This window comes from Candidatus Palauibacter sp. (assembly GCF_965197445.1).
Lineage (GTDB): Bacteria > Gemmatimonadota > Gemmatimonadetes > Palauibacterales > Palauibacteraceae > Palauibacter.
In genome coordinates this window covers 1-21,274 of record NZ_CBDANE010000003.1, presented here as the reverse complement: position 1 = coordinate 21,274, position 21,274 = coordinate 1, and the positions used below count along the sequence as shown (strand labels likewise).

The window sequence follows — 21,274 nt, the reverse complement described above, 5'->3', positions numbered from 1 at the left end:
GAGCCATGAGGCAGTTGTCCGCGGAGGGCAGGGAGGGGAGGCGGGCCAGCGCGCAGCTGGACCGCTACGATGCGCCTTGCGTGGGCATCCGACCGGTCGGTGTCGCGAGGTTGGTGCCATGACCCGCGTTGACGTGCCTCCCGAGATGCTTCGCTGGGCCTGCCGGCGCGCCGGCTACGATGTGGGGGACCTCGCAGCGCGCGTGCCCCAGCTTCAGGCCTGGGTTCGGCGTGAAAGACTGCCCACGCTTAGGCAACTGGAGAATCTGGCCAAGGTTACGCATACGCCGCTCGGCTACCTGTTTCTCCCCGAGCCCCCCGAGGAACGACTTCCCGTTCCGGACTACCGTACCGTGGCTGACGCCCCGCGAGACAGGCCAAGTCCCGACCTGCTCGACACGCTCTACACGATGCGACGGCGGCAGGAGTGGCTGCGGGAGTCGCTCGTCGAGAGCGACGCGGAGCCACTGGCTTTCGTCGCGAGCGCCCGCCTTGCCGATGACCCCGGTGCCGTGGGTCGAGAGATGCGACGGTCGCTCGGCCTAGATGGCGAATGGGCAGCGGGCGTCGCCACCTGGCAGGACGCGGTGCGCGAGTTGCGCCGAGCGATCGAGGAGCTCGGCGTGATGGCGGTGATCAACGGCGTGGTGGGGAACAACACCTATCGTCGGCTGAGCGTAGAGGAGTTTCGCGGCTTCGCGCTCACCGATCCCTACGCGCCGCTCATCTTCGTCAATGGCGCGGATGCCAAGTCGGCGCAGATGTTCACGCTCGCTCACGAACTGGCGCACATCTGGTTGGGCAGGGAGGGGCTCTCCGGCTTCGAAGCGCTCCTTCCCGGCGGCACGGACGTGGAGGACTGGTGCAACCAGGCCGCGGCGGAACTGCTCGCGCCGGAGCAGGAGGTCCGGGCGCGCTGGCCGGAAGTCCGACGGACGGCGAGTCCCTTCGAGGCGCTCGCCCGGACCTTCAAGGTGAGCCCGGTGGTCGCCGCCCGCCGTGCCCTCGACCTGAAGCTCGTTGACCGCCGCACCTTCTTCGACTTCTACGAAGAGTATGTGAATCGAGAACGCAGGAGTGGCACGAAGTCGACGGGCGGGAACTTCTACAACAACCAGAACACGCGCGTCGGCGAGCTGTTTGCGACCCAGGTGCTGCGTTCGGCGATGGAGGGCCGAATCGGATTCAAGCAGGCCTATGACCTGACAGGGCTGCGTGGAGGATCCTTCCAGAAGTACGCGAGACAGCTGGGCGTGGATCTGCCCTGATGGCGAGCCGGATCTACCTCGTGGACTCGGATGTCTTCATCACGGCTAAGAACGTGTACTACGCGTTCGACCTCTGCCCCGGGTTCTGGCAGAGCGTGCTGCATCACCACCGGGACGGTCGAGTCTTCAGCGTCGACAGGGTGAGGACGGCTGGCTCGTGGCTTACGCACGGGTCCACGGCCACACCGTCGTGACGAACGAGCAGAGTGCGCCGGAGTCTCGGAGGGAGATCAAGTTGCCCAATGTGTGCGATCAGTTCGAAGTCGAGCACGGCAACACGTTCGCCATGCTTCGGGCCCTGAACGTCCGATTCGATTGGACGGGAGGCGGCTGAGCGACCGTGGGAGTCGCGACCGCCTTGGGACGGATCAGTGGCACGCTGGATTTCGCGTGACATCGTTACTCACTCCCGCCAGCGTGCTGGCGGAGGTCAGTCGCCCGTACTCGAAGCGGGTGATGAACAACGTCCACCGATCCGAGTACGTGGAGGCGATCGTGGGCTTGGCGCTCCGGGACATCGGTTGGACCCGCATGGAGCCGTGGGACGCATGGGACTGCGAGCATGAGTCGGGACTCAGGCTGGAGGTCAAGCAGTCCGCCGCCGCCCAGTCCTGGTGGAGCGACGGGAAACCCAGCGCCCCTCGCTTTGATGTTGCCTCCCGCACGAGGTACTGGGACTACGATACGGGAAGTTGGGTGTTCAAGGAGCGACGCCATGCCCACATCTACGTCTTCGCCTGGCACGGAGCGCCGCGCGAAACGGCAGACCAGCGGGATCCGGCGACTTGGGAGTTCTACGTGATCCCGGAGCCGGAACTACCGAAGCAGAAGACGATCGGCTTGAACCCGATCCGGCGCCTGACGGATCCCTGTGGCATTGAGGGGCTCGCGGCCGCTGTTGGCGCAGTTGCCAGGCCCCGTCAGTAGACGAACCCGCCGGGGCCGGTGCAGACCTCGGTGCTTGAGGTCTCGCAGACGTAGCTGTCGCCGCGGTAGGTGTCCGTGGCGCGGTAGATCGTGTTCTGGCCGACGGGATTCCGGATGTACAGCACGATCCTCTTGGTCGCACCGCTCTCGGAATAGGCCGGCGACCATGTGCGAGGAACGGGGCCGTGCCAGACCAGCCTCCCATCGGTGCGTCGTCCCTCGATTCCGGCGCATGCGACGGCTCGCGGCCTCCGGCCTCTCGCGGGGGTTTGGCGATGATCTTCTGGGCACTCCAGACGCAGCCGTGCCACCGGGCCCCGAACTCCGCCGCCTCGCGGCCCAGGATCGACGCGGAGAGGTAGGACCAGGGACTCCCGTCCCCCTCGATCGCCTCCATCAGCGGGATCGCCGCCGGCGGTTTCGGCGGGTCCAGGAACACGCCCTCAAGTTTGGGACAGTCCTCCGGCGCGAGCAGCGGGGCGTCGGTCGGGACCGCCCAGATGATGCCGTTTCCGTTGCCGCCCGACCTGAACTCGTAGGCGTGCGCGGCGAATCCCGCCTTGAGCCGAAGCGCCTTGAAGACCGCGATCAGATCGTTCGGGTCGCCATCGCTGACGAACCAGCCGTCGCGCTCCCGGGGCTCCAGCCAGGGGTCGTCGGGTCCGATCGGCTCGGTGAGCGGGGCGGGCGCTCTGGCGCGTGCGGCAGCGTTCCGCAGCCGATTCACCCGCGAGATGGAAAACGTGACGGACGTCACCAAGTCTCCATGTAGCCCGGTACGCGGATCGTTTGCCGGGGCCAGCCTGCTGCGGGAGTCATGTGGATTCCAGGTCGGCGCCGATCTGCCAGAAGTGCATGTCCACCAGCTTCATGAGCGGATACCGAAGGCCACCACGATCCATGATCTCGGACTGTATCTTGGCCAGTTCCCGTCGATGGTCAATGGAGAACCGCAGGATGCGACCGACGAAAAGTCCATTCAAACGAGAATAGGGAAACCCCCGTTCTCTGAAGCCATCGATGAACAAGCGATCCAACGCGGGCAGGCAGCCGATCGTTCCGAGCAGAACCTTCGTGGCCAACGTGTCTGTCGCGTTTCCGAACGGCTTGTACGCCGCTTTGACCGAGTCCACCACGTCCATGATCGTCGACGCGAGCCCGATGTGATCACCGTTGGTGCCGACATCAACCTGCCAGAGCCTCGTGAACTGGGACGACGCCAAGGCACGGATGACGGGAATGTGGACCGTGTACGTATGCTGCAGGAGGAAAGCCGAGCCCCGATACATGCCCCAGCTCGCGAGGTAGAAGCCCAGCTGGAGGGCAGCGTCGCGTTCTACTTCAAGGAGGTCGCTGCGGTGTTTGCGGAAGAACCTGTAGCAGTGCTCCCACGACCGGTCGCGACCGTCTGGATCACGAGCACACTCGTCGTAGTACCTGCCAATCGTTTGGTCCAGCGCTGTCTGACGAGCTGTCATCGCCGGTCCCTCATGACCTTCGCCTGTTCTGATACGGTAAGCACCTGACAGCTGCCCCCGAAAAAGGGGACGGTGGCCACCCGGCCTCCAACGAGGTTAGTTGAGAAGTGCTCTAAACAACTCGACAACCACGGAGGAGAGAAGAATGACCACCGTCCAGGCCGAGAAGATAGCTCGGCGGAAGCTGTCGCTGCTAGATCCATGGCCAGGCCAGAGACCGCCACCTCGCTGCTAGGCCCTGCCCTTGAACGCTCGGCGCCGCCGGCTGCGCCGCAGGTCTACGGCGTCGCTGGCTCGGCGCCTTCCCGGATCGCTTCGACGCGCCACATGAACTCCTCGTCGAGCCTGTTGCTGGCCCCGAGCTGCACGAACTGGACGCGGCCCTCGCGGTCGACGAACCAGGTGGTGGGCCAGGCGAAGACGCCGGCCTTCGAGACGTAGCCGTCGTCCAACAGCACGGTGAAGTCGAACTCGTTCTTGGCCAGATACTCTTCCACGACGGTGTTGGAGGGGTCGTTGCTGATCGAAATCACCTCCACATCGGCGTCCTCCCGGTACCGTTCGTGGAACTCCTGGTATTCGGGCATCTCGACGATGCACGGCCCACACCACGTGCCCCAGAAATGAAGGACCGCGATCTTCCCCTCGAGTTCGCCGGAGTCGACCACCTGGCCGTCCAGACGGGCGAGCCGGAACGACTCGTACGTGCCCGCGGCCTCCACGCGGGACGCCAGAATCCGCTCGCGGCGCCGGATTCTGTTCCGTTCATCGAGGGTCGCGAAGTATTCGTCGATCCCGTCGGAAGTCCCGTACCGCTTCTGGTACAGCTCTCGAGCGCCGCGCGGTTTGGATTCTCGCCGAAGGTCGTGATCCCCAGGCCGACGATGTAGGCGTCCTCGGCCTCGTCCAGCCGGCGTGTCGATTCTTCGCCGTCCCCTCGCTCTGCCGCTTCGGCGGCCAGCTGCTCGTGCAGTTGTCCCATGTGATGGAGAGCCGTCGGGTTCTCCGGCCACAGGGTGAGCGCGCGCTCGAGCGTGTGTCGCCCGTCATCGGTCCGTCCGGCACTCAGGTAGGCCCAGCCCATCGCATCGTAGCTTGCGCTCAGTGTGGCTCGGACCTGTTGTTCCCATTCTCCTTCGGTGTCGAAGATGTCCCTCCAGCTCATCGTGTAGTCGAGCGATGCCTGAAGTCCCGCTCTCGCAATCTCCGCGGCTTCGAGCGCATGGGGTGTGTGCTCGACCAGGGCCAGGGGCGCCTCGACATAGGTGATCCAGGGGGGCGTACCCCTCGCATGCGCCGTGAGTCCGCGCACCGCGTCGGCCAGCTCTTCCGCCGGGACCGGGTCCATCTCCTTGAGGGCGTTGAAGAGGGACATGTACGCCCCGCCGATATACGTGTCGTCGTAGAGCGGGCGCTCGAGATACCGGTACACGGCATCGCGGACCGCCTCCAACTGGGCGCGGTATTCGGGCGAACCCTCGCCGTGCGCCTCGTGAACCCGTCGCAGTTCCGCGTCCGCCGCCCGCTGTTCACGGAGATACACGAGCGACGCGTGCCGGCTCCTCGGCTCCCGTTCGATGACGAGGGCCTCGAGCTCCGATGCACGCTCATCGTCCTCCAGGTCGCGGTACGCGCTCGCCATCATGGAAAGGCCGCGAAGGGTCTCGGGAGCCGCGTCCCGGAAGGCGGCGAGGCTCGCCTCGACCGCCGGACGACGTTCCTCGACCGGGAGCACGTCCGACTGCGAGAGGATGGTCCAGTGCCACTGCCGCACGTCCGCGGATCCCGGCGCGAGCGCCAGCGCCCGTTCGATCAGCGGCAGCGCTTCGCCGGACCGGTTGGCACCGAACAGAGCCTCGGCCGGATGCAGAAAGCCCTCCACGTATTCCGGCCATCGCTCCCGCATCTCCGCGTACGTCGCGAGACTCGAGTCCGCCCAAGCCGGACCCGGCCGGTCGTACTGGAGCCGGCTCTCCAGTTGCGCCCGCTCCGAGAAAACTTCCGGGGTGGTGCGAGTATCCGCGTCCAGCGACTCGAGGAACGCGAACGCCGCGTCGTAATCGTGGCGGCTCAGGGCGCGAAGGTGGGCGGCGGCGAACTCCGGACGCGGCGACGCCTCCCATGCGCGGCGGCTGGACTCCAGCGCAGGTTCCCAATCGTTCGCCGCGAAGTGTCCGAGCGTCTCCATATAGAGGCCCCAGGGATCTTCCGGATCCTCCCCGAGGACAAGCTCGGCCTGTTCCCGTATCTCCCTGGACAGCCTCCAGGCGGAGAGCTGGCGCGCGTACAACGCCCGCAACTCGGCATCGTCCGGCGCCCGCCCGACCCATTCCCGGCCGAACAGGAGACCCGCCTCGGAGGTTCGAAGGCGTACGTGGTCCCGAAGCTGGGTCTTCGCCGCCGCGAGTTCCTCGGCGGTGTAGTCCGGCGTCGTATCGTCCCCGCAGGCGCCACAGACCAGCAGGAGCCCCACGAAGGCGAATCCGGCCGCGGGACCGGTGCGGTGGAGAAGTCGCGACATCTCACCCCCCGGGGATTGTGTCCTCAGTCTGGCGCGGTCGACCACGTTGACACCGTAGATGCGCCCACCGCAGGAAGGGTTGCGCCTGCCGCAGGGGGCTGAAGGTTGGGGACCATGGGGCCTCCGCCTGTGGCGCCGAAACCGATCCAGTCAAGGGATCGTAGGCGACAGCAGCGGCATTGCGCGCCGCGTCCGGCGCCTCCGAGGACAATCGATGGGTCCTGCATCGAGACGCGGTGACCGGGCGATGACTACCGGGAACGCCAGGAATGGGAGTGAGACCGTGACGAAGCTGCGATCCGTCCTTTGCGCCGTGATACTCCTCGCTGCGACAGCAGCACAGGGTGTCGGTCAGGTCCTCTCCGGGCCACTGGGGCCCGTCGAATTCATCGGGCTGGAGCGTTGGAAGGCGCCGGAGTTGCTCGAGGCTATCCAGCGGATCGCTCCCGACCAGCCCCTCCACGCGTGCGCGGCCACCATGAAGAGTGAGCTGGGCTTCCCCGATGCCGCCGTCTTCGGCCACTTCGACGCCGAGTCGCCCGAACTCATCATGTCCGGTGACGCCGAACTGTACACCGTCGTCGTCGGCGTAGAGGACAGTGCCCGGGTCCGCTTCCGCACCGCCGGGAGCGAGACGATCGCGCTGCCGGAGCCCTGGCAGGCCCTGAAGTCCGTAGTGGAGGACAACTTCGGGACGCTGGTCCTGGCCGCGCAGATGTTCCACTCGCGACACGACCCCGAGAGCGTGCGGCAGGTGACCGACCTCATGGGCATGGACCCGGCCGTTCTCGATCCGATCTGGGAACGGCTCGAAAGCATGGATGGGGAAGCGGATCGTCGCCTCGCCCATGAAGTGCTCACCCGGGCCGCCTCCTGGTCGTCGCGCGCGACCGCGGCGGCCGTCCTCGTCAACTTCAGCGACCACGACGCCGTCTGGCACGACCTGATGTCGACGATGATCGATCCCCAGCAGCGGGTTCAGGGGGTTGCCGAGGCCGTTCTGAAGGGGTTCATCGCAACGGAGAGGGTCCCTCCCGTCCGGTGGGCTCCGGCCCGGGAGCCCCTCATGGCGCTGCTCGACGGCACCAACCTCTTCGCGTTCCCCACGGTGCTGAAGGTCCTCACCGCCACCCGGATGGAGCCGGAGTTCGGGAGACAACTGATCCGCGCGGCGCCGGACCTGGTGCTGGCGTACGTCGGCGCGGAGCACGAGGGAACTCGCGAGTCCGCCGTGGAGTTCCTCGAGACCGTGAGCGGGGAGGATTTCGGCCCGGACCGTGAAGCCTGGTCAGAATGGTTGAACAGCCCGCCGGAGGGTTCCTGAGGGCGGGAACGTGCGGGTTGATTGAAGCCGACAGAGGCGACGGGGAAGGCGACCGCAGGCGCGCGGTCGGATCAGGCCACGCCTTGCTGCTTGATCCAGTCGCGCAGGGCGTCATCTATTCGGGTCTGCCAACCGCGCCCTCCCGCCCGAAAGTGGTCGATGACCTCTCGGGACAGCCGAATGGTCGTAGATACCTTTGGCCGCGCCTTGGGGGGACGGCCCCGGCGCACGGGCGCCTTGGCGAACTTCTCCGGCCAGCCGTCCTTCGAGAGGTCGGGTGCCGTGTCCGGATCAAGACTGCGGGCCGTAGGGCCGTCGTTCTCGTTCATTGGCCTTCCTAATGCTGATGACCCCGGCGGGCCCTGATCGTATCCGCACGTTTCACTTCGTCGAACTCGATCTTCACGAATTAATGTTACTACAGAAATTCGGCGTCAAGTGAGCCGCACCCTCCTCAGTCGCTCAGCGTGTGCGAGGATGCACGCGCGGCTGGACCGACTCTCGCCGGAGAGCGACCCCCGCTGGGGAACGATGTCCTCGGAGCAGATGGTTTGTCATGCGGCCGATCATCTGCGCGTCGCGCTTGGCGACACGGAGGTCAATCCCAGGAAACTCGCGCTCCGATTTGGCGACCGGGAAGTCGCGGTGAGCCCCGGACTGCTTCGGCTCAAACCGTTTCGACACCTCTTCGTTCACCGTCTGCCGTGGCCGAGAGCAAGGTTCGGTGCTCCTCCCGAAATGCGGAAGACCGCCCCGGGCGAGTGGCGGGAGGATATCGCTTCGCTTCATGCTCTCGTGGATCGCGTCGGCGACAGGTCTCCGGTCGAAGCGTGGGGCCGTCATCCCTGGTTTGGTTCGATCTCGGGGCCGGAATGGGGATTGGTCTGCTGGCGACACCTCGACTACCACCTCCGGCAGTTCGGTGTCTAGCGGCGATCACCCAAACTTGCGGTATAGGCCGTGCCGAAGATTCCCGGTGTCAACCACCCCCGGGCGGTGCGGCCGCTGTGGCTGAAGAACCTCTACGACGTGAACGGGTAGAGGTTTGTCGTCGTCCTGCTCTTCATCTTTGAGGACGGGCGCCCGAGCCGGTACGAAGGCCAGCAGGTTGAGGCGAACATCTTCCGGGTCGAGGGTGAGACGGCACTGGATTTCGTGCGCGTCGATCCATCGTGAGGCGCAGCATCCTGCTGCTGCTGTTCGTCGGGGCCTGCGGTCTGGGCCCCGACGACGAACTCTGGATACTGGAGCAGGCGTGGAGGCAGGCGGAAGAGATCGCGGCCATCGCCGACAATCTCCTCCTCCCCGCGCGCACGGACGAATTCTTCGACCGCCACGGAAGACGTGACTAGTGCGGTCCGGCGCCCGCGCGCCGGCCGACGCCGTGCAACGGATCCGGTGGTCCACCGACGTGTATCAGCGCCGAAATCGCCACACACTTGGATTGAGGCGGAGGATGAGTTCGATCCAGGGCCGCGATCTCGCCGGCCGTGTATTACGATGTCCCTCCGCTGCCGGAGCGCCGGCCGCCTCCCCAGACCTGGACCGTGGGGGGATCCCGTCGCGGATCGAAAGTGCAGTTGAACTTCACGGACCATGGGGACGTGCGGCAGCACTTCGACGGGAAACACGCGGACCGGAACCTCATCGAAGGGTTCATCTCTCCAGAGGAGGGCTTGGAGCCTCGGGTACCCGTGGAGTTCGTGCGTGACTCGACGTCGCGCGCAGCGGATGAAGGATGAAATACCGGGTGGCGCTTCAAGAGTCCGACGAGGGGTTCTCCGTCTGGGTTCCGGGGCTTCCGGATTGTGCGTCCCAGGGGACGACGGAGGAGGAAGCCCTGGCGAACATCGCGGATGCCGTCCGCGAGTACGTGGAAGTGGTACGGCAGCTGTCGCTTGGCTAGGTTGCTCGCCATGCTCACAACCCCTGGCCGATTTCCGTTCCCGCTCCTGTATGCACCGCCGTCCCCTCGTCGCGGCGCTCGAGTTCGGAGTGCATCCAAGTCCGGAGGCCACCTGCGGCATGGGTGAGGAAGTCGGTGCGGCAATCCCCCGGCTATTTCATCGTCAACGCGTCCTTCTCTCTCTCCTGCGCACCTTCGGAGGGAGGATGGGTGAGAGCGATGTCCAGTGGCTCCTCTTCGACTACGGCCGCCGGTGTCGGGAGCGCGGCAGCGATCCGCCATACGACTTCATCCTCGACGAGCACGGGCCGCGTTCCTTCACCGCCGTAGCCGACCGGGACAAACTCGCGTCCCGTGGCATCCTGGTCTCCGGTGCTTGGCGTCTCACGCCGGAAGGCCATCGGCTCGCCCGTAGTCTCAAGAACCGCGACGTATCCGTTTTCGCGGCTCGCTTCCGGAGGCGAGACCCGGGCGATCCTGGAACTGGCGGGAATCACCGACCGCCGGTTGTCCATCGCGACCGCGACGAAGCTGCGGGAGACAACGCCCACCCCAAGGGCGGCCTTCTCGCGACGATCGGTTACGAGGGACGAAGCTTCGAAGCCTACTTCAACGAACTTCTCAAGTCTGGAATCTCCCGCCTCTGCGACGTGCGCCGGAACCCGCTCAGTCGAAAGTGGGGATTCTCGAAGCGACTCCTCTCCCAAGGCTGTGACGAGCTTGGCATCCGGTATGAGCCGTTCCGGGAGCTCGGCATCGAATCCGGGGCGCGCGAGAACCTCAGCGATCGCGCAGCGTACGAGCGCCTCTTTGCCCAGTACGAAGCCACGACCCTGCCTCGATGTCGGGACGCCGTGTCAAGAATCGCCGGATGGATCGACGCCGGAGAACGCGTGGCGATCACCTGCTACGAACGCGATTCCGGAGACTGTCACCGTTCCCGTCTCGCCGGGGCCATCGTCGCGACCGCCGCCGGGCCTCTGCGGCCGAAGCACCTGTAGGCGGCGTAGTGACGAAAGACCGCATCCTCGTGACCGTCAAGACCTATCCCGAGCTGTCCAAGACATACGGAGAGACCGTGTGCACGGCGGGAATCCGGGAAGATGGTACGTGGGTGCGTCTCTATCCGGTGCCGTTCCGCCGACTGGACGAGGGCGAGCAGTACAGGCTTTACGATTGGATCACATGCCCTCTGGCTAAGCACTCGCGGGACCCGCGTCCGGAATCCTATCGGCCGACCGGTGAGATCGAGCGGGTTGACCACGTCGGGACGGCGGATAGTTGGCGGGAACGACGGGAGCTTCTCCTCGGGCGTCCAAACGTATACGGGTCGCTGGACGAACTCATCAGGGCCGCGAAGAACAACGTCTCGTCGCTCGCGGTCTTCAAACCCGCAAGGCTCATCGATTTCGAATGGGAAGAAACCGACCGCGAGTGGGATACCGGCAAACTGGAGGCCATGCGTGCGATCGCGAACCAGCCGGACCTGTTCGACGATCAGTCGTGGAGTCGAACGTTTCGGATCGTCGACAAGGTGCCGTACAAGTTCTATTACCGCATTGAGGACGCCGACGGTCGGCCGAGTCGCATGCGGATCCTTGAGTGGCAGCTCGGAGCGCTGTATCGGAACTGTCTGCGCTCGGCGGGAGGTGACGAGACCAAGGCGCTCGTGAAGGTGAAGCAGAAATACTTCAACGAATTCGTGAAGGCCGACCTGCACCTCTTCCTCGGTACCACCCTCGCTTGGCACAGGCGGGCGCCGAACCCGTGGACAATCGTCGGCGTCCTTCCCATACCGCATCAGAAGCAGCCAGATCTGTTCGTTCGGGAAGTCGGCCGCGCACCCTGCGTGGGAGACGCAGCGCCGGGATAGGCGAGGTTCGCGTGCTGCAGTTGCGGGTTGTCCAACGCCCGGGAAGCCGGGCTGGCTCCTTCCGCATGGCGATCTGATGGTTAAGCCGTCCTTCCGTCGAAAAACCGCGACCACTACAGGCGGCGACTCTCTCATCGGTGAGGGGGTGTCGCCCCTCTCGCGTCCCTGCCGTGGGCACCGCTGCGGCGTGGTCCGTTGCAAGGCCCTCCCAAGAGTCCAACACGTTGCCTGCGACCGACTGCGGTTGAAGATTCTTCGTCCCTGTCACGCCCACCTGGACACCAGCCCGGCCTATGACCGCTGTCAGCCGAAGACCACTTGAAGTCGCGTCGCGGCGCGTCGTACAGGACGCCAAGCTCGCCATACGGGACGTCTACGACGCGATTGTCGAACTGGTCACCAACTCCGACGACCGGTATCAGATTCTTGGAACAAAGGGGCGCGTCGAAATCGAGCTCGGCCGACGCGGCAAGGGGCAGCCCTCGATTCTGCGGGTGCGCGACTTCGCCGACGGGATGACCACCGAACAGATGAACCGGAAGCTCGGGAGAATCGGTGGGCGGGTGAGTGGGATGGAGGTGGGCAAACCCGTCCGCGGTACGAATTCTCGGGGGGCCAAGGACATCGCGGCGCTCGGGACGGTGACCTTCGAGTCGATCGCGGGCGACGGCCGGATGCACACCTGCCGCATCTTTTCGAATCTGGAGTACGAGGCGGAAGACTCCCTCGAGGTCCTGCCCGAGGTGCGCAAGCGGTTGGGCATCGGCCAGGGCACCGGCACGGTGGTCACCATCGAGATCGAACGGAACCACCGGATTCCGAAGATCGACACGCTCGTGCCGAACGTGGCGCGGCTGGTGCGCCTCCGTGACATCGTGTGGCAGGAACAAACGACGCTTGTGGTGCGGGGGCTCAAGGCGGACGGGGACCGCGCGGTCGGCCTCCCCAGGCCCGCGGGCAGGAAGCGTGTCTCGAAGACGTTCGCCGTACCCGGATATCCCGGGGCAAAGGCGAAGCTTGTCGTCTTCAGAGCGCGAAAGCGGTTCCATTCGGAGCGGAACCGGTTCCGGCTCGGCGGCATTCTGGTCAAGTCACGGCATGCGATCCACGAGGCGACGCTCTTCGACCGCGGGCTGGAATGGGACTCCCATGCGCAGTGGTTCTTCGGCCGATTGACCTGCGAAGCGATCGACGACCTCTGGAACGAATACGACGAGCGCCAGGCGCGCGGCGACCCGCATCCGCCCGAGAACCCGGTCCCGATTCTCGATCCGTCACGCAAGACCGGGCTTACCCCGGATCATCCGTTCGTGGAGGCGCTCTACGCCAGGGCGCTTGCCATGCTCAGGCCCCTGGTCGAGGAGGAACGGACACGGGAGGAGCGAGAGAGAGCGCGCAGCGTCGAGAGCCAGAAGACGCGCAAGCGGCTCGACGCGCTCGAGAAAGCCGCGAACCAGTTCATGGAGGACTTCTCGGACGAAGAGATGTCCCGCGACCCGAAGAGTAGAGAGAGGGGTAGCCAGTTCCAGATTCGCGGCTATTCGCTGACTCCGCAGTACGCGCAGGTCGTGCGAGGGCATTCCTTCAAGTGCTGGCTGACGGTGAGGTCGGAGGCGTTCCCGGAGATCGGCGAAGGCCAGCCGGTGCGGGTGCGGTGCCTGACGGACGAGATCCGGGCGGACGCGACCGGAGTGCCTCTGGCGAGGCTCGAGGCGCAGGAGGGCGTCTTGCGGGCGACCTGGTCGGTCAAGGCGTTGGAGGAGACGGTAGCGACCGGGCTCGAGGCGAGCATCGGCCCCATCAAGGCGGAGTCGACGGTTGCGGTGCTCGCTTCGGAGGCGGACAGGTACTCCGACGTCGCCGAACTCCAGTTCGAACGGAAGAGCTATCGCATCCGCGGCGGCTCGCGCAGGAGCATCCGGCTACTCGCCCCCGTCGGGCTCGCGCGGGCGGCGGGCCGTGAGTTCGATCTCGAGCTGTCATCGGACGACTTCCGCATCTCGGGGCCGAGGAAGCTGGTCCTGAGCGCGAGTCTCGGGATCGCCCTGTGCAAGCTCAAGGTGGCGTTACTGGACGACGAGGCCGCGCCAACCAAGGTGATTGCCCGCCTGGGAGAACACGAGGCCGAGACGGAACTCCGCGCCGCGCCCGCGGCGGGCTCGGGAATCGTGATCAAGCTGGAGGACGTGGATCATGGCGCGCTGCGCTACCGGTGGAACAAGAACGTGCTGGAAATCGGAGCCCGGCACCCCTCGCTGAAGCGCTACCTGGGTCCGAAGTCGGAGCAGTACCCGGAGCAGGACACCCTCCACTTCCGCGTGCTGCTGGCGGAGGTGGTGGCCGAGGCGCTGTGCGCGCGCCGGCTACAGGGGAACATTGACGCGAACCCGAGGGACTTCGAAGGGATCTCGTGGGATGAGTACTATCGCCACTATGCGAGGATGATGTCGGAGTTCCTGCCGAAGGCGCACGGTTTGATGGCGCCCGGCGCCGGTGCCTGACGCGGTCCCGCCTCGTTCAGTCTTCCGCTCCTCTATCGAACGGCCTGTACTCCACCAGGGCCGCCCGCCCGAAGATGTCGACTATGGTTACCGACATCTCGACGCCGAACGCGTCCGTGAGCCGCATCGGCTTGCCCAACCGGAAGGACACGGGCTGCGGCCGTCCCTCCTCGATTGCGACGTTGTCCGCGTACAGATAGGTCCGGTCGGACGCATCGCGTTTCGGATTCAGTCGTCCGCGCAGTCCCGGGATATGCCCGGTGGCCTTTGGGAATATCACGGCGCCTCCGGCTGGGAGCGGAGCCAATTCCAGCACCAGGCCGCCCTGGCGCGGCGTCCACTCCCGTGCCAGCCCGGCAGCATACCCGCGCACTGCGGCGTAAACCGTCATCGGCAGGTGCGTCGTGTACAGGTCGAACTCCGCTTCACCAGCTTCATCGGTTGTTGCCCGCTGCCAGGTCTTGTTCGGGAACAGGGCCAGGACATCGACATCGGCTAGCGGTTCGCCCTCCGAGTGCACCGTGACCGTGGCGTCCGACGGCGTGAGTTCGAGTCTGGCGGCCGGGATGACCAGGACCAGACTCGACCCATCGATCATTCTGTACTCCGGCTCAATGCCGGCGGTCTCACGAGTCTCCGTGAGGATGATCGAGACGCCGTCCCCTCGCCGTTCCATCATGTATCGGCGCTGCCGCGACCCGGGAACGTCGCCAACGGGGGTTCTTGCGAATATGGAAGCGAGCACCTCGTTGCGTGTCGCCTGGCTCGAATTCATGCCGTCTATCGTCATCCCGTTGGGAAGCTGGCCGGGCGAGTCGATCTCCAGCCGATCCTTGAACATCGACAGCCTGATGCGCCGCGAGGACATGGAGTAGTCGCGATGCACAATCGCGTTCACGACTGCCTCGAACACGGCAGCCTTGCCGTACTGCGGCGCATCTTCCCGCGCAGGCGCCTTGCGTGCCGCAACCCGCATGTTGCGGACCACGAACTTCACCGCGTCGGCAATCTGGCTGGGAAGCGGCCCGGCAATCTCCTGTGAGTCCAACTGGCCGGAGGCGCGGTCCCTGCCCCGATAGCGGGTCGCGACGATAGTTGCCTGCGGCAACCACTCCTGGGGCGAGTCGGTGCAGAGCAGCACGCCGGCGACCGTGGCCCGGTCCACATCGGCTTCATCAGACGCGAGCAGCCGCAGGTTCATCAGTGCCCGGCGAGGGTCGGCCGCTCCCGCCACACTGAGCAGCGGTTCCCAGAGGCGTTCGTTGAGGGTCTGGAAGCCGGTCTGCGGAACAAGCTGTTGGTCGAACCAGAGGTAGCGGCTCTGGGCGCGTCTCTGCGCCAGCCGCAGACGTTCGTCGCCTCCAAGGCGGCGTTTGGCCCCGCCGACCCGGATGTATGCGCGACCGGCCCGCTCGTGCACGGCATCGCCCCGCGACACGTCCACGAGTACGAAGGCCCTTCCGTCGAGTTCTCGGTGATGAACGTTGATGCGAAGGGGCGGTTCCACCGCATCCGTGCTCACTTCGACCAACAGTCGGTCAAGGGTGGCCATCTGCTTCGGGGACATGCCCTGAATCCGACCGCCGTCGGAAACCCCGCAAAGAAGTACGCCCCCGGTCGCGTTGGCGAAGGCCGCCATCTCATCGGCGAGATCCTCGCGCCGTGGGCTCGTCGGGCGGTCCCCGCTGAACTCGATCTGCTTGAACTCCCACCCGCTGTCCTCGCCCAGGCGCAAACGCTGGCGGATCTCCCCGTCGGTTATGTTCACGAGTCGCCTCCGGGCTTCACGGACTCCCCCCACCGCGGGCCGGCCATCGCCCCCAACTCGGCCTCGTAACCCGTCGTCGCAGCGCTGTCGGTTTGCGTGCTCGCCATCGCCGTCATCAGGATCCGTCTCACGTCGGGGCCCGGGCAAGCTCCCGGACCCGGATGGCCGCCAAAGATACAGCATGCGTCCTGCCCCAGTATACCTTATGCGGCCCGACCTTGTGCTCCGGCCAGCCGCATCGCCCAGCTGATCGCGGAGGACTGCTTCGGGGCCCGCCTTGATTCGGCCTCGCGTGACATGTCCGGCGGCGGGGCCGGCCGGTACGGCCGACGGAGTGCTCGGTACGCTGCACGAAGTATTCCAGTCCAGCGCCGTCAGGCAGAGGCACCGCCCCGGGTCTTGTCCGCGCGCCTGAACAGCTCACGCAGGTCGGCGTCCGTCGCTCCCACCGAGAGTGCCTCGACGTGTGCCGAACCGCGATCCCACTGAATCAGGCACGCGGCCGTCCGCTTCGGCTGCGACACTACACCGGGCCCCGCCCTTGAACGCTCGCCGGCGCGGGCTGCGCTACGCGACTACGGCGTCGCTGGCTCGGCGCCTTCCCGGCTCGCTTCGACGCGCCACATGAACTCCTCGTCCAGCCTGTTGCTGGCGCCGACCTGCACGAACTGGATGCGGCCCTCGCGGTCGACGAACCAGGTGGTGGGCCAGGCGAAGACGCCGTCCACACGCATCACGGCCACGTCAAGATCGGGGTGTCGGTGGATCGAGTCGGCGTTGATCACGTACTCCCTACCCTGAAACACCTGGCTCTGGTCGAGTGCCATGTCGGAGACCACATGACGACAGGTGAGGATATGGGAGGCCTGAACGACAAGCCCGGTTCCCGCTACAGGAACACCGGCATTTGTTCCCGCGATGTGGACTAAGCTCGGCGCACACAACCGATATAGGTACTCGGCGCCAAGCACGGGAACCAGTTGAAACAGATCCCTCCGTGATCCCTCGATCATCGGCATGTACACGTAGTGGTCTTGGAGCCCCACAATGGAGGGGCTGCCAGGCCCTGTGCGAAGAAGGAGTCCAGTGGACACCATCCGCTCCACGATTCGCGCTACACGGAACGCATTCGGAGTTCGAGGAAAGGCCTTCTTCACCTCCAGATCGTGTCTGGACCAAACAATCGATTATCCGCCACAGGCAGCGATGCTCCCACGTCCGTCCTGAGGTGACACCGGATTCCAGTGAGTCCGATTCGGTCGACGGTATCCGCACGAAACGTGAGCGTCAAGCCGCAATCGACTGGGAGAGGATCCGATTCCCGGCACGTCGCGGGAACTCCGGTCACAGCCGATTCCCCTGCCAGATGCGTTCCCGCTCGCCGGCCATGCCGGCGCGCTCCACGTTCGAGTCCGTGCCGCTCCTGGGCACGTAGCTCGGAAGCCGACACGACCCCGCCGCCTTCTCCTGCCAAGCAGCATGTTCCGCTGGATCATCGAGAACGACTGGCTGGAGGCGATCGTCGCCCTGCCGCTCAACATGTTCTACAACACCGGCATCGCCACCTACGTCTGGGTACTCACGAACCGGAAACTCGAGCACCGGCGGGGCAAGGTGCGGGTGATCGACGCCACGAAGTGGTCCCGGCCCCTCCGGAACGTTGGAGCCGTCCGTTGACGTGCGGTACTGTTATTCGGTACTATACGTCTTGTGAGGCGCAGGCATCGAAGAACACTCGCCCTGATATTCCGCTATCCCGTCAGCGCGAACATACCGTGGCGGGACATCGAGGCGCTGCTTGCCGAGTTGGGCGCGGAAATCAGCCAACGGGAAGGGGTCCCGCATCGGCGTGAGGCTGTTTGGCGAGCGGCGCGTGTTCCACCGTCCGCATCCCTCGCCCGATACGGACAAGGGCGCCGTGGCGAGTATTCGAAATTGGCTGAGGGAGAACGGAGTGGAGCCGTGAGAAACACGATGGAGATCGACGGCTACCGGGCCATCGTCCAGTTCGACCCCGACATCGAGATGTTCCGGGGCGAGTTCGTCGGCCTGAACGGCGGCGCGGACTTCTACGCCCGCGATGTCGCCGGTCTCAAGAGGGAGGGCGCGGCATCGCTCAGGGTGTTTCTCGAGATGTGCGAGGAGGACGGCGTCGAGCCCGGACGCCGGTACTCCGGGAGGTTCAACGTGCGCATCCCGTCCGAGCTGCACGCGAACGTCGCCGCCGCCGCCGCCGCCGAAGGGAAGAGTCTGAATCAATGGATCACCGACACGCTCGGCGACCGCGCCGCACCCGGGATGGCGTGACGGCGAACAAGCGCATCGACTTCGACATCAGTTCCAACGCGGCTATCCGATGCCCGAGTCGGCGCTTCGGGAGGCGCTCCCGAATGCGGTGATGCACCGGAACGCTTCGGACGCGACCTCCGAGGCACCAGGTCGGCACCAAGTGGCGATTTTACGGAAGTCGTTGTCGCCACGGCCCATCACGCAGCTCATGGCAGTGGTGAGTGGAAAGGACCGCACCAAGTTCCGGAACCAGATTCTCAGACCGCTGATGAATGCTGGGTGAACTGAGATGACCATCCCTGACACGCCTAAAGAGCAGGAAGCAGACGCCTCCATGACGGGCGTTCGCGTGAGGTTATAGCGCACCCGGTTTTTCTGGACACCCGTTTAGCAGGGTTCAACCTTACGGGGTCTGGAGAGAGGGGGTGCGAGGATGTCGGAGAAGCCGACGGAGAGCGGGAGCGAGGGTCTACCGAAGCGTTGGAGCGCTGGGCGGAAGGCCGAGATCGTGCTTCGGCTGCTGCGGGGGGAGGACCTGGGCGAGGTGAGCCGGGAGATCCGGGTGCCGCCGCCGGAACTGGAGCGCTGGCGGCGACGGTTCCTGGAGGGGGCTCGTGAGGGCCTGAAGGCGAAGAGCGCGCCGGACGGGGCACTGATGCGGACGCGTGCGAAGCTGGGGGAGATGACGATGCGGGTGGAGCTTCAGGCGGAGCTGCTGGAAAAAAGGGGGTACGGGGACGAGCTGAGGAGGCTCTTGCGGCGCTCGGGCGGGTGAGTCCTTCAACGGGGCGCACGTATCCTCTGAGGCTGCTGTGCGCGGCGTGGCGGGTGCCACGGTCGAGCGTGTACGCGCTGCGCTCGGCGCCCGGTGGCGCGGCGCAGCCGGGCAAGCGCGGTCCGAAGACGGAGTGGAGCGACGAGGAACTGGTCGTGGAGATCCGGACGGTGCTGTCGGAGAGTCCGTTCGTGGGCGAGGGGCACCGGAAGGTGAGGGCGCGTCTGGCGGCCAAGGGGATCCGGGCGGGCAAGAACCGGGTCCTGAGGCTCATGCGGGAGAACGGGCTGCTGGCGCCGGTGAGGCGGGGGCACCCGCGAGGCGACCGGAGCCACGGCGGCCGGATCCGGACGGATCGGCCCGACGAGCTGTGGGGTACCGACGCGGCGCGGTTCTGGACGCGGGTGGAGGGCTGGTGCTGGTTCTTCGGGGCGGTCGACCACTGCGTGACCGATGTGGTGGGCTGGCACGTGGCGAAGAAGGGGGACCGCTGGGCGGCGCTGGAGCCGGTGCGGCAGGGCGTGCGGGCCCACATGGGGGGCTTCGGAAAGGTGATCGCTTCGGGCCTCGGTCTCAGGCACGACTGGGGCTCGCAGTACCGGGCGAAGGCGTTCCAGGCCGAGATCAAATGGCTCGGGATCCGCTCGACGCCGGCGTACGTGGGTGAGCCCGAGTGCAACGGCGTCGCCGAGCGGTTCATCCGCACCCTGAAGGAGGAGTGCATATACCTGAACGACTTCGAGACGCTCGAGCAGGCCCGGGACGTGATCGGGGCCTTCGTCGAGCGCTACAACAGCGGCTGGCTCCTCCAGCGGCACGGGTACCTGACCCCGGCCCGCGCCCGCGAGAAGCTCAGCCGGCGGGCGGCCTAATGGTTAAGCCGTCCATCTGTCCAGAAAACCGGGACCACTACAGGAGTTGCTATGAACATCCAGCCCTTTGCGTCGTTGCGAGCCGATTATGCCGATTCCTCCTATTTCGAGACGAATCTCCATCGTAAGCGCGGCGAGATCGCTGTGCCTTTCAAAGACGTCCACAAGACGATCCTTGACCCCGGATCCTGCGATCGTGGACGCGGGGTTCGTCCGGGAGGGCGGCCGTGGCCGGGCCGTGGAGGCCTTGACGATAGTGAGATCATAGTGTCGGACTATGGAAAAGCACCACCCGGGGCCCTACGTTCATGGTGGACTGGCGAAGGTTCACCGCGTCACGGAGGACACCCGAATGGTGCGTGGAAACGACTATACCGGATGGCGCCCGCACGTGCAAGGATCGCCGGCCGCGCTGAGGGTCCGCGGGGGCGGCGGGCGGATCACCGACGCGGGCGGCCTGGTCGTGGTCCGGAGGCTGTGGGACGCGCTGGGGCTGGGCCGGTGGATCGACGACCGGGCCCGGAACGTCCCCGGCCGCTACCGGCCGTCGCTGATGGTCGAGTTGGTGGGTGGTGCTGCTCCTGTACGGCGGCGGGGTGATGGACGACCTGCCGCTTCTGGAACGGCGGGGCGTGCGCCGCATCTTCGGCTGGGCGCGGGTGCCGCACCCGGCCACGTTCGGGCGCTGGCTGCGGTGCTCGGCCGCGGTGATGTCCCCCCTGCTCGACGATCTGCTGTGGCGGATGGTGCGGCGGCGCTGGGAGCTGGCCGGCGGGGCGCCCCGGTCGGCGACGATCGTGATGGACTCGACCGTCGTGGTGCGCTACGGGCTGAAGCAGGCCGGGGCGGAGCGGGGCTACAACCCGAAGAAGCCGGGCCGTCCCTCGCACCACCCCCTGCTGGCCTACGTCCTGGAGACGGGCGACTGCCTCGGGGTGCGCTGGCGGCCGGGCAACGCGCACACGGCCCGGGGGGCGGAGGCGTGGCTGGCCGGGCTGGTGGCCCGCCTGAGGGGGGCGGGGGTGCGGCGGATCACCGTGCGGCTGGACAAGGGGTTCTTCTCCAGGTCCATCGCGCGGCACATGGAGGAGCTCGGCGTGTCCTATCTGCTCAAGGTGCCGCGGCACGCCTGGCTCGGCGGCTTCCGGGGCGCCTGGGAGACCGCCGCCCGGGACGAGGCCGGGGACCGGGAGCTGAGGACCGCCTCCGGCGAGCTGTGGGGGACCAGGCTTCTCTCGGTCGAGAGGCGGGAGACGGACCGGACCGGAGGAGGGGGAACTCGATCTCGCGACGTGGGAGACCACGGTGAGCGCCGACGTTCTGACCAACATCGAGGGCACCGGCCCCGTGGAGGCGTGGCGCGCCTACAACGCGGGGCGCGGTCGTCGAGCAGCGGAATCGGGGAGCTGGGCCAGCTCTCGGCCGGCCGCACCGCGGTGGACGACCTCGGCGGCAACGCCCTGCTGTGGCGCCTCGCCGCGCTCGCCTACCAGCTTCTTCACATCCTGCGCGCGAACTTCCTCGGCGGCCGCTGGCGCGCCGGTGCAGCCGCGCGGCATCCGGCTGCGCCTGCTGCGCGCGCCCGCGAGGATCACCTCCCACGCCCGCCGAACCTCGCTCGGGTTCGCCCGCGGCGAACCGGCCCTCGGCCTCCTGCGACCAGCCTCGGGCCTCGGGACCGGTCTCCCGCCGCCCGCGCCCGCCTGACCGGTCCGGCCCCGGCCTTCCGGAGGCGCCGCGCCGCGGCGCCCACTCCCGTGTCTCCGCGAGCCG

General features: G+C 66.4%; 23 protein-coding genes and 2 pseudogenes. 18 read left to right on the top strand and 7 right to left on the bottom strand.

What is annotated here, in order from left to right:
- Positions 1-118 precede the first annotated feature (118 nt).
- The 4 genes from ACN9M6_RS00690 to ACN9M6_RS00675 are packed head-to-tail and all read left to right on the top strand — an operon-like array spanning position 119 to position 2,194.
- Positions 119-1,267, top strand: coding sequence for an ImmA/IrrE family metallo-endopeptidase (locus ACN9M6_RS00690; protein ID WP_419160990.1), 1,149 nt, complete (start codon positions 119-121; stop codon positions 1,265-1,267).
- Positions 1,267-1,461 (top strand): DUF4411 family protein, encoded by a 195-nt coding sequence (locus tag ACN9M6_RS00685; RefSeq protein WP_419160989.1) that lies wholly within the window; start codon positions 1,267-1,269, stop codon positions 1,459-1,461. Before ACN9M6_RS00690 ends, ACN9M6_RS00685 begins: the two co-directional genes overlap by 1 nt.
- Entirely contained in the window at positions 1,425-1,601 is a 177-nt protein-coding gene (locus ACN9M6_RS00680) for a DUF4411 family protein (RefSeq protein ID WP_419160988.1), read from the top strand. The genes ACN9M6_RS00685 and ACN9M6_RS00680 overlap by 37 nt, the downstream gene beginning before the upstream one ends.
- A gap of 56 nt (positions 1,602-1,657) precedes the next feature.
- Positions 1,658-2,194, top strand: a complete 537-nt coding sequence (locus ACN9M6_RS00675) for a hypothetical protein (RefSeq protein ID WP_419160987.1) — start codon at positions 1,658-1,660, stop codon at positions 2,192-2,194.
- Here ACN9M6_RS00675 and ACN9M6_RS00670 read toward each other — a convergent pair.
- The 4 genes from ACN9M6_RS00670 to ACN9M6_RS00655 all read right to left on the bottom strand — a co-directional run bounded on the left by ACN9M6_RS00670 (position 2,188) and on the right by ACN9M6_RS00655 (position 6,193).
- The gene (locus ACN9M6_RS00670; protein WP_419160986.1) at positions 2,188-2,319 is read right to left on the bottom strand and encodes a hypothetical protein; all 132 of its coding nucleotides are present in this window, start codon (positions 2,317-2,319) and stop codon (positions 2,188-2,190) included. The genes ACN9M6_RS00675 and ACN9M6_RS00670 overlap by 7 nt on opposite strands.
- Before the next feature lie 690 nt (positions 2,320-3,009).
- Complete coding sequence (locus tag ACN9M6_RS00665; RefSeq protein ID WP_419160985.1) at positions 3,010-3,672, bottom strand: hypothetical protein; 663 nt, start codon at positions 3,670-3,672, stop codon at positions 3,010-3,012.
- Positions 3,673-3,950: 278 nt separating this feature from the next.
- Entirely contained in the window at positions 3,951-4,310 is a 360-nt protein-coding gene (locus ACN9M6_RS00660) for a TlpA family protein disulfide reductase (protein ID WP_419161575.1), read from the bottom strand.
- The gene (locus ACN9M6_RS00655) at positions 4,202-6,193 is read right to left on the bottom strand and encodes a hypothetical protein (RefSeq protein ID WP_419160984.1); all 1,992 of its coding nucleotides are present in this window, start codon (positions 6,191-6,193) and stop codon (positions 4,202-4,204) included. The genes ACN9M6_RS00660 and ACN9M6_RS00655 overlap by 109 nt, the downstream gene beginning before the upstream one ends.
- A 283-nt stretch (positions 6,194-6,476) precedes the next feature.
- Between ACN9M6_RS00655 and ACN9M6_RS00650 the strand changes: the two genes are divergently transcribed.
- A complete protein-coding gene (locus ACN9M6_RS00650; protein ID WP_419160983.1) occupies positions 6,477-7,517 on the top strand; it encodes a hypothetical protein in 1,041 nt (346 codons plus the stop codon).
- Between the two features lie 71 nt (positions 7,518-7,588).
- Here the strand turns inward: ACN9M6_RS00650 and ACN9M6_RS00645 are convergent, their stop codons facing one another.
- Positions 7,589-7,846 carry a BrnA antitoxin family protein gene (locus ACN9M6_RS00645; protein ID WP_419160982.1) on the bottom strand — a complete coding sequence of 86 codons (258 nt, stop codon included), beginning with the start codon at positions 7,844-7,846 and terminating at the stop codon, positions 7,589-7,591.
- A gap of 148 nt (positions 7,847-7,994) precedes the next feature.
- On the opposite strand from ACN9M6_RS00645, the gene ACN9M6_RS00640 reads away from it, so the two are divergent.
- The 7 genes from ACN9M6_RS00640 (at position 7,995) to ACN9M6_RS00610 (ending at position 13,797) form a co-directional block, all read left to right on the top strand.
- On the top strand, positions 7,995-8,447 hold the full coding sequence (locus ACN9M6_RS00640; RefSeq protein WP_419160981.1) for a hypothetical protein: 453 nt from the start codon (positions 7,995-7,997) through the stop codon (positions 8,445-8,447).
- 242 nt (positions 8,448-8,689) lie between these two features.
- Positions 8,690-8,869, top strand: coding sequence for a hypothetical protein (locus ACN9M6_RS00635; RefSeq protein WP_419160980.1), 180 nt, complete (start codon positions 8,690-8,692; stop codon positions 8,867-8,869).
- 228 nt (positions 8,870-9,097) lie between these two features.
- Positions 9,098-9,259 (top strand): hypothetical protein, encoded by a 162-nt coding sequence (locus ACN9M6_RS00630; RefSeq protein WP_419160979.1) that lies wholly within the window; start codon positions 9,098-9,100, stop codon positions 9,257-9,259.
- The gene (locus tag ACN9M6_RS00625; protein WP_419160978.1) at positions 9,256-9,423 is read left to right on the top strand and encodes a type II toxin-antitoxin system HicB family antitoxin; all 168 of its coding nucleotides are present in this window, start codon (positions 9,256-9,258) and stop codon (positions 9,421-9,423) included. Before ACN9M6_RS00630 ends, ACN9M6_RS00625 begins: the two co-directional genes overlap by 4 nt.
- 206 nt (positions 9,424-9,629) lie before the next feature.
- Positions 9,630-10,424, top strand: coding sequence for a DUF488 family protein (locus ACN9M6_RS00620; protein WP_419160977.1), 795 nt, complete (start codon positions 9,630-9,632; stop codon positions 10,422-10,424).
- Between the two features lie 8 nt (positions 10,425-10,432).
- Complete coding sequence (locus tag ACN9M6_RS00615; RefSeq protein WP_419160976.1) at positions 10,433-11,296, top strand: hypothetical protein; 864 nt, start codon at positions 10,433-10,435, stop codon at positions 11,294-11,296.
- A 293-nt stretch (positions 11,297-11,589) separates the two neighbouring features.
- A complete protein-coding gene (locus tag ACN9M6_RS00610) occupies positions 11,590-13,797 on the top strand; it encodes a hypothetical protein (protein WP_419160975.1) in 2,208 nt (735 codons plus the stop codon).
- A 16-nt stretch (positions 13,798-13,813) separates the two neighbouring features.
- Here ACN9M6_RS00610 and ACN9M6_RS00605 read toward each other — a convergent pair whose 3' ends face one another.
- The gene (locus ACN9M6_RS00605; protein WP_419160974.1) at positions 13,814-15,565 is read right to left on the bottom strand and encodes an ATP-binding protein; all 1,752 of its coding nucleotides are present in this window, start codon (positions 15,563-15,565) and stop codon (positions 13,814-13,816) included.
- A gap of 575 nt (positions 15,566-16,140) precedes the next feature.
- Positions 16,141-16,578, bottom strand: a complete 438-nt coding sequence (locus ACN9M6_RS00600) for a trypsin-like peptidase domain-containing protein (RefSeq protein ID WP_419161574.1) — start codon at positions 16,576-16,578, stop codon at positions 16,141-16,143.
- 460 nt (positions 16,579-17,038) lie between these two features.
- Between ACN9M6_RS00600 and ACN9M6_RS00595 the strand changes: the two are divergent.
- The 6 genes and pseudogenes from ACN9M6_RS00595 to ACN9M6_RS00570 form a co-directional block, all read left to right on the top strand.
- A pseudogene (locus ACN9M6_RS00595) lies at positions 17,039-17,230 on the top strand (N-6 DNA methylase); the annotation flags it as partial.
- A gap of 45 nt (positions 17,231-17,275) precedes the next feature.
- Positions 17,276-17,531: pseudogene (locus ACN9M6_RS00590) on the top strand (type II toxin-antitoxin system HicA family toxin).
- Complete coding sequence (locus ACN9M6_RS00585) at positions 17,528-17,872, top strand: type II toxin-antitoxin system HicB family antitoxin (RefSeq protein ID WP_419160973.1); 345 nt, start codon at positions 17,528-17,530, stop codon at positions 17,870-17,872. The pseudogene ACN9M6_RS00590 and the gene ACN9M6_RS00585 overlap by 4 nt, the downstream one beginning before the upstream one ends.
- 415 nt (positions 17,873-18,287) lie before the next feature.
- Positions 18,288-18,629, top strand: coding sequence for a helix-turn-helix domain-containing protein (locus ACN9M6_RS00580; RefSeq protein ID WP_419160972.1), 342 nt, complete (start codon positions 18,288-18,290; stop codon positions 18,627-18,629).
- A gap of 53 nt (positions 18,630-18,682) precedes the next feature.
- Positions 18,683-19,501 (top strand): transposase, encoded by an 819-nt coding sequence (locus ACN9M6_RS00575; protein ID WP_419160971.1) that lies wholly within the window; start codon positions 18,683-18,685, stop codon positions 19,499-19,501.
- Between the two features lie 569 nt (positions 19,502-20,070).
- Positions 20,071-21,274 (top strand): transposase (locus ACN9M6_RS00570; protein ID WP_419160970.1); only part of this gene is annotated, 1,204 nt, incomplete at its 3' end.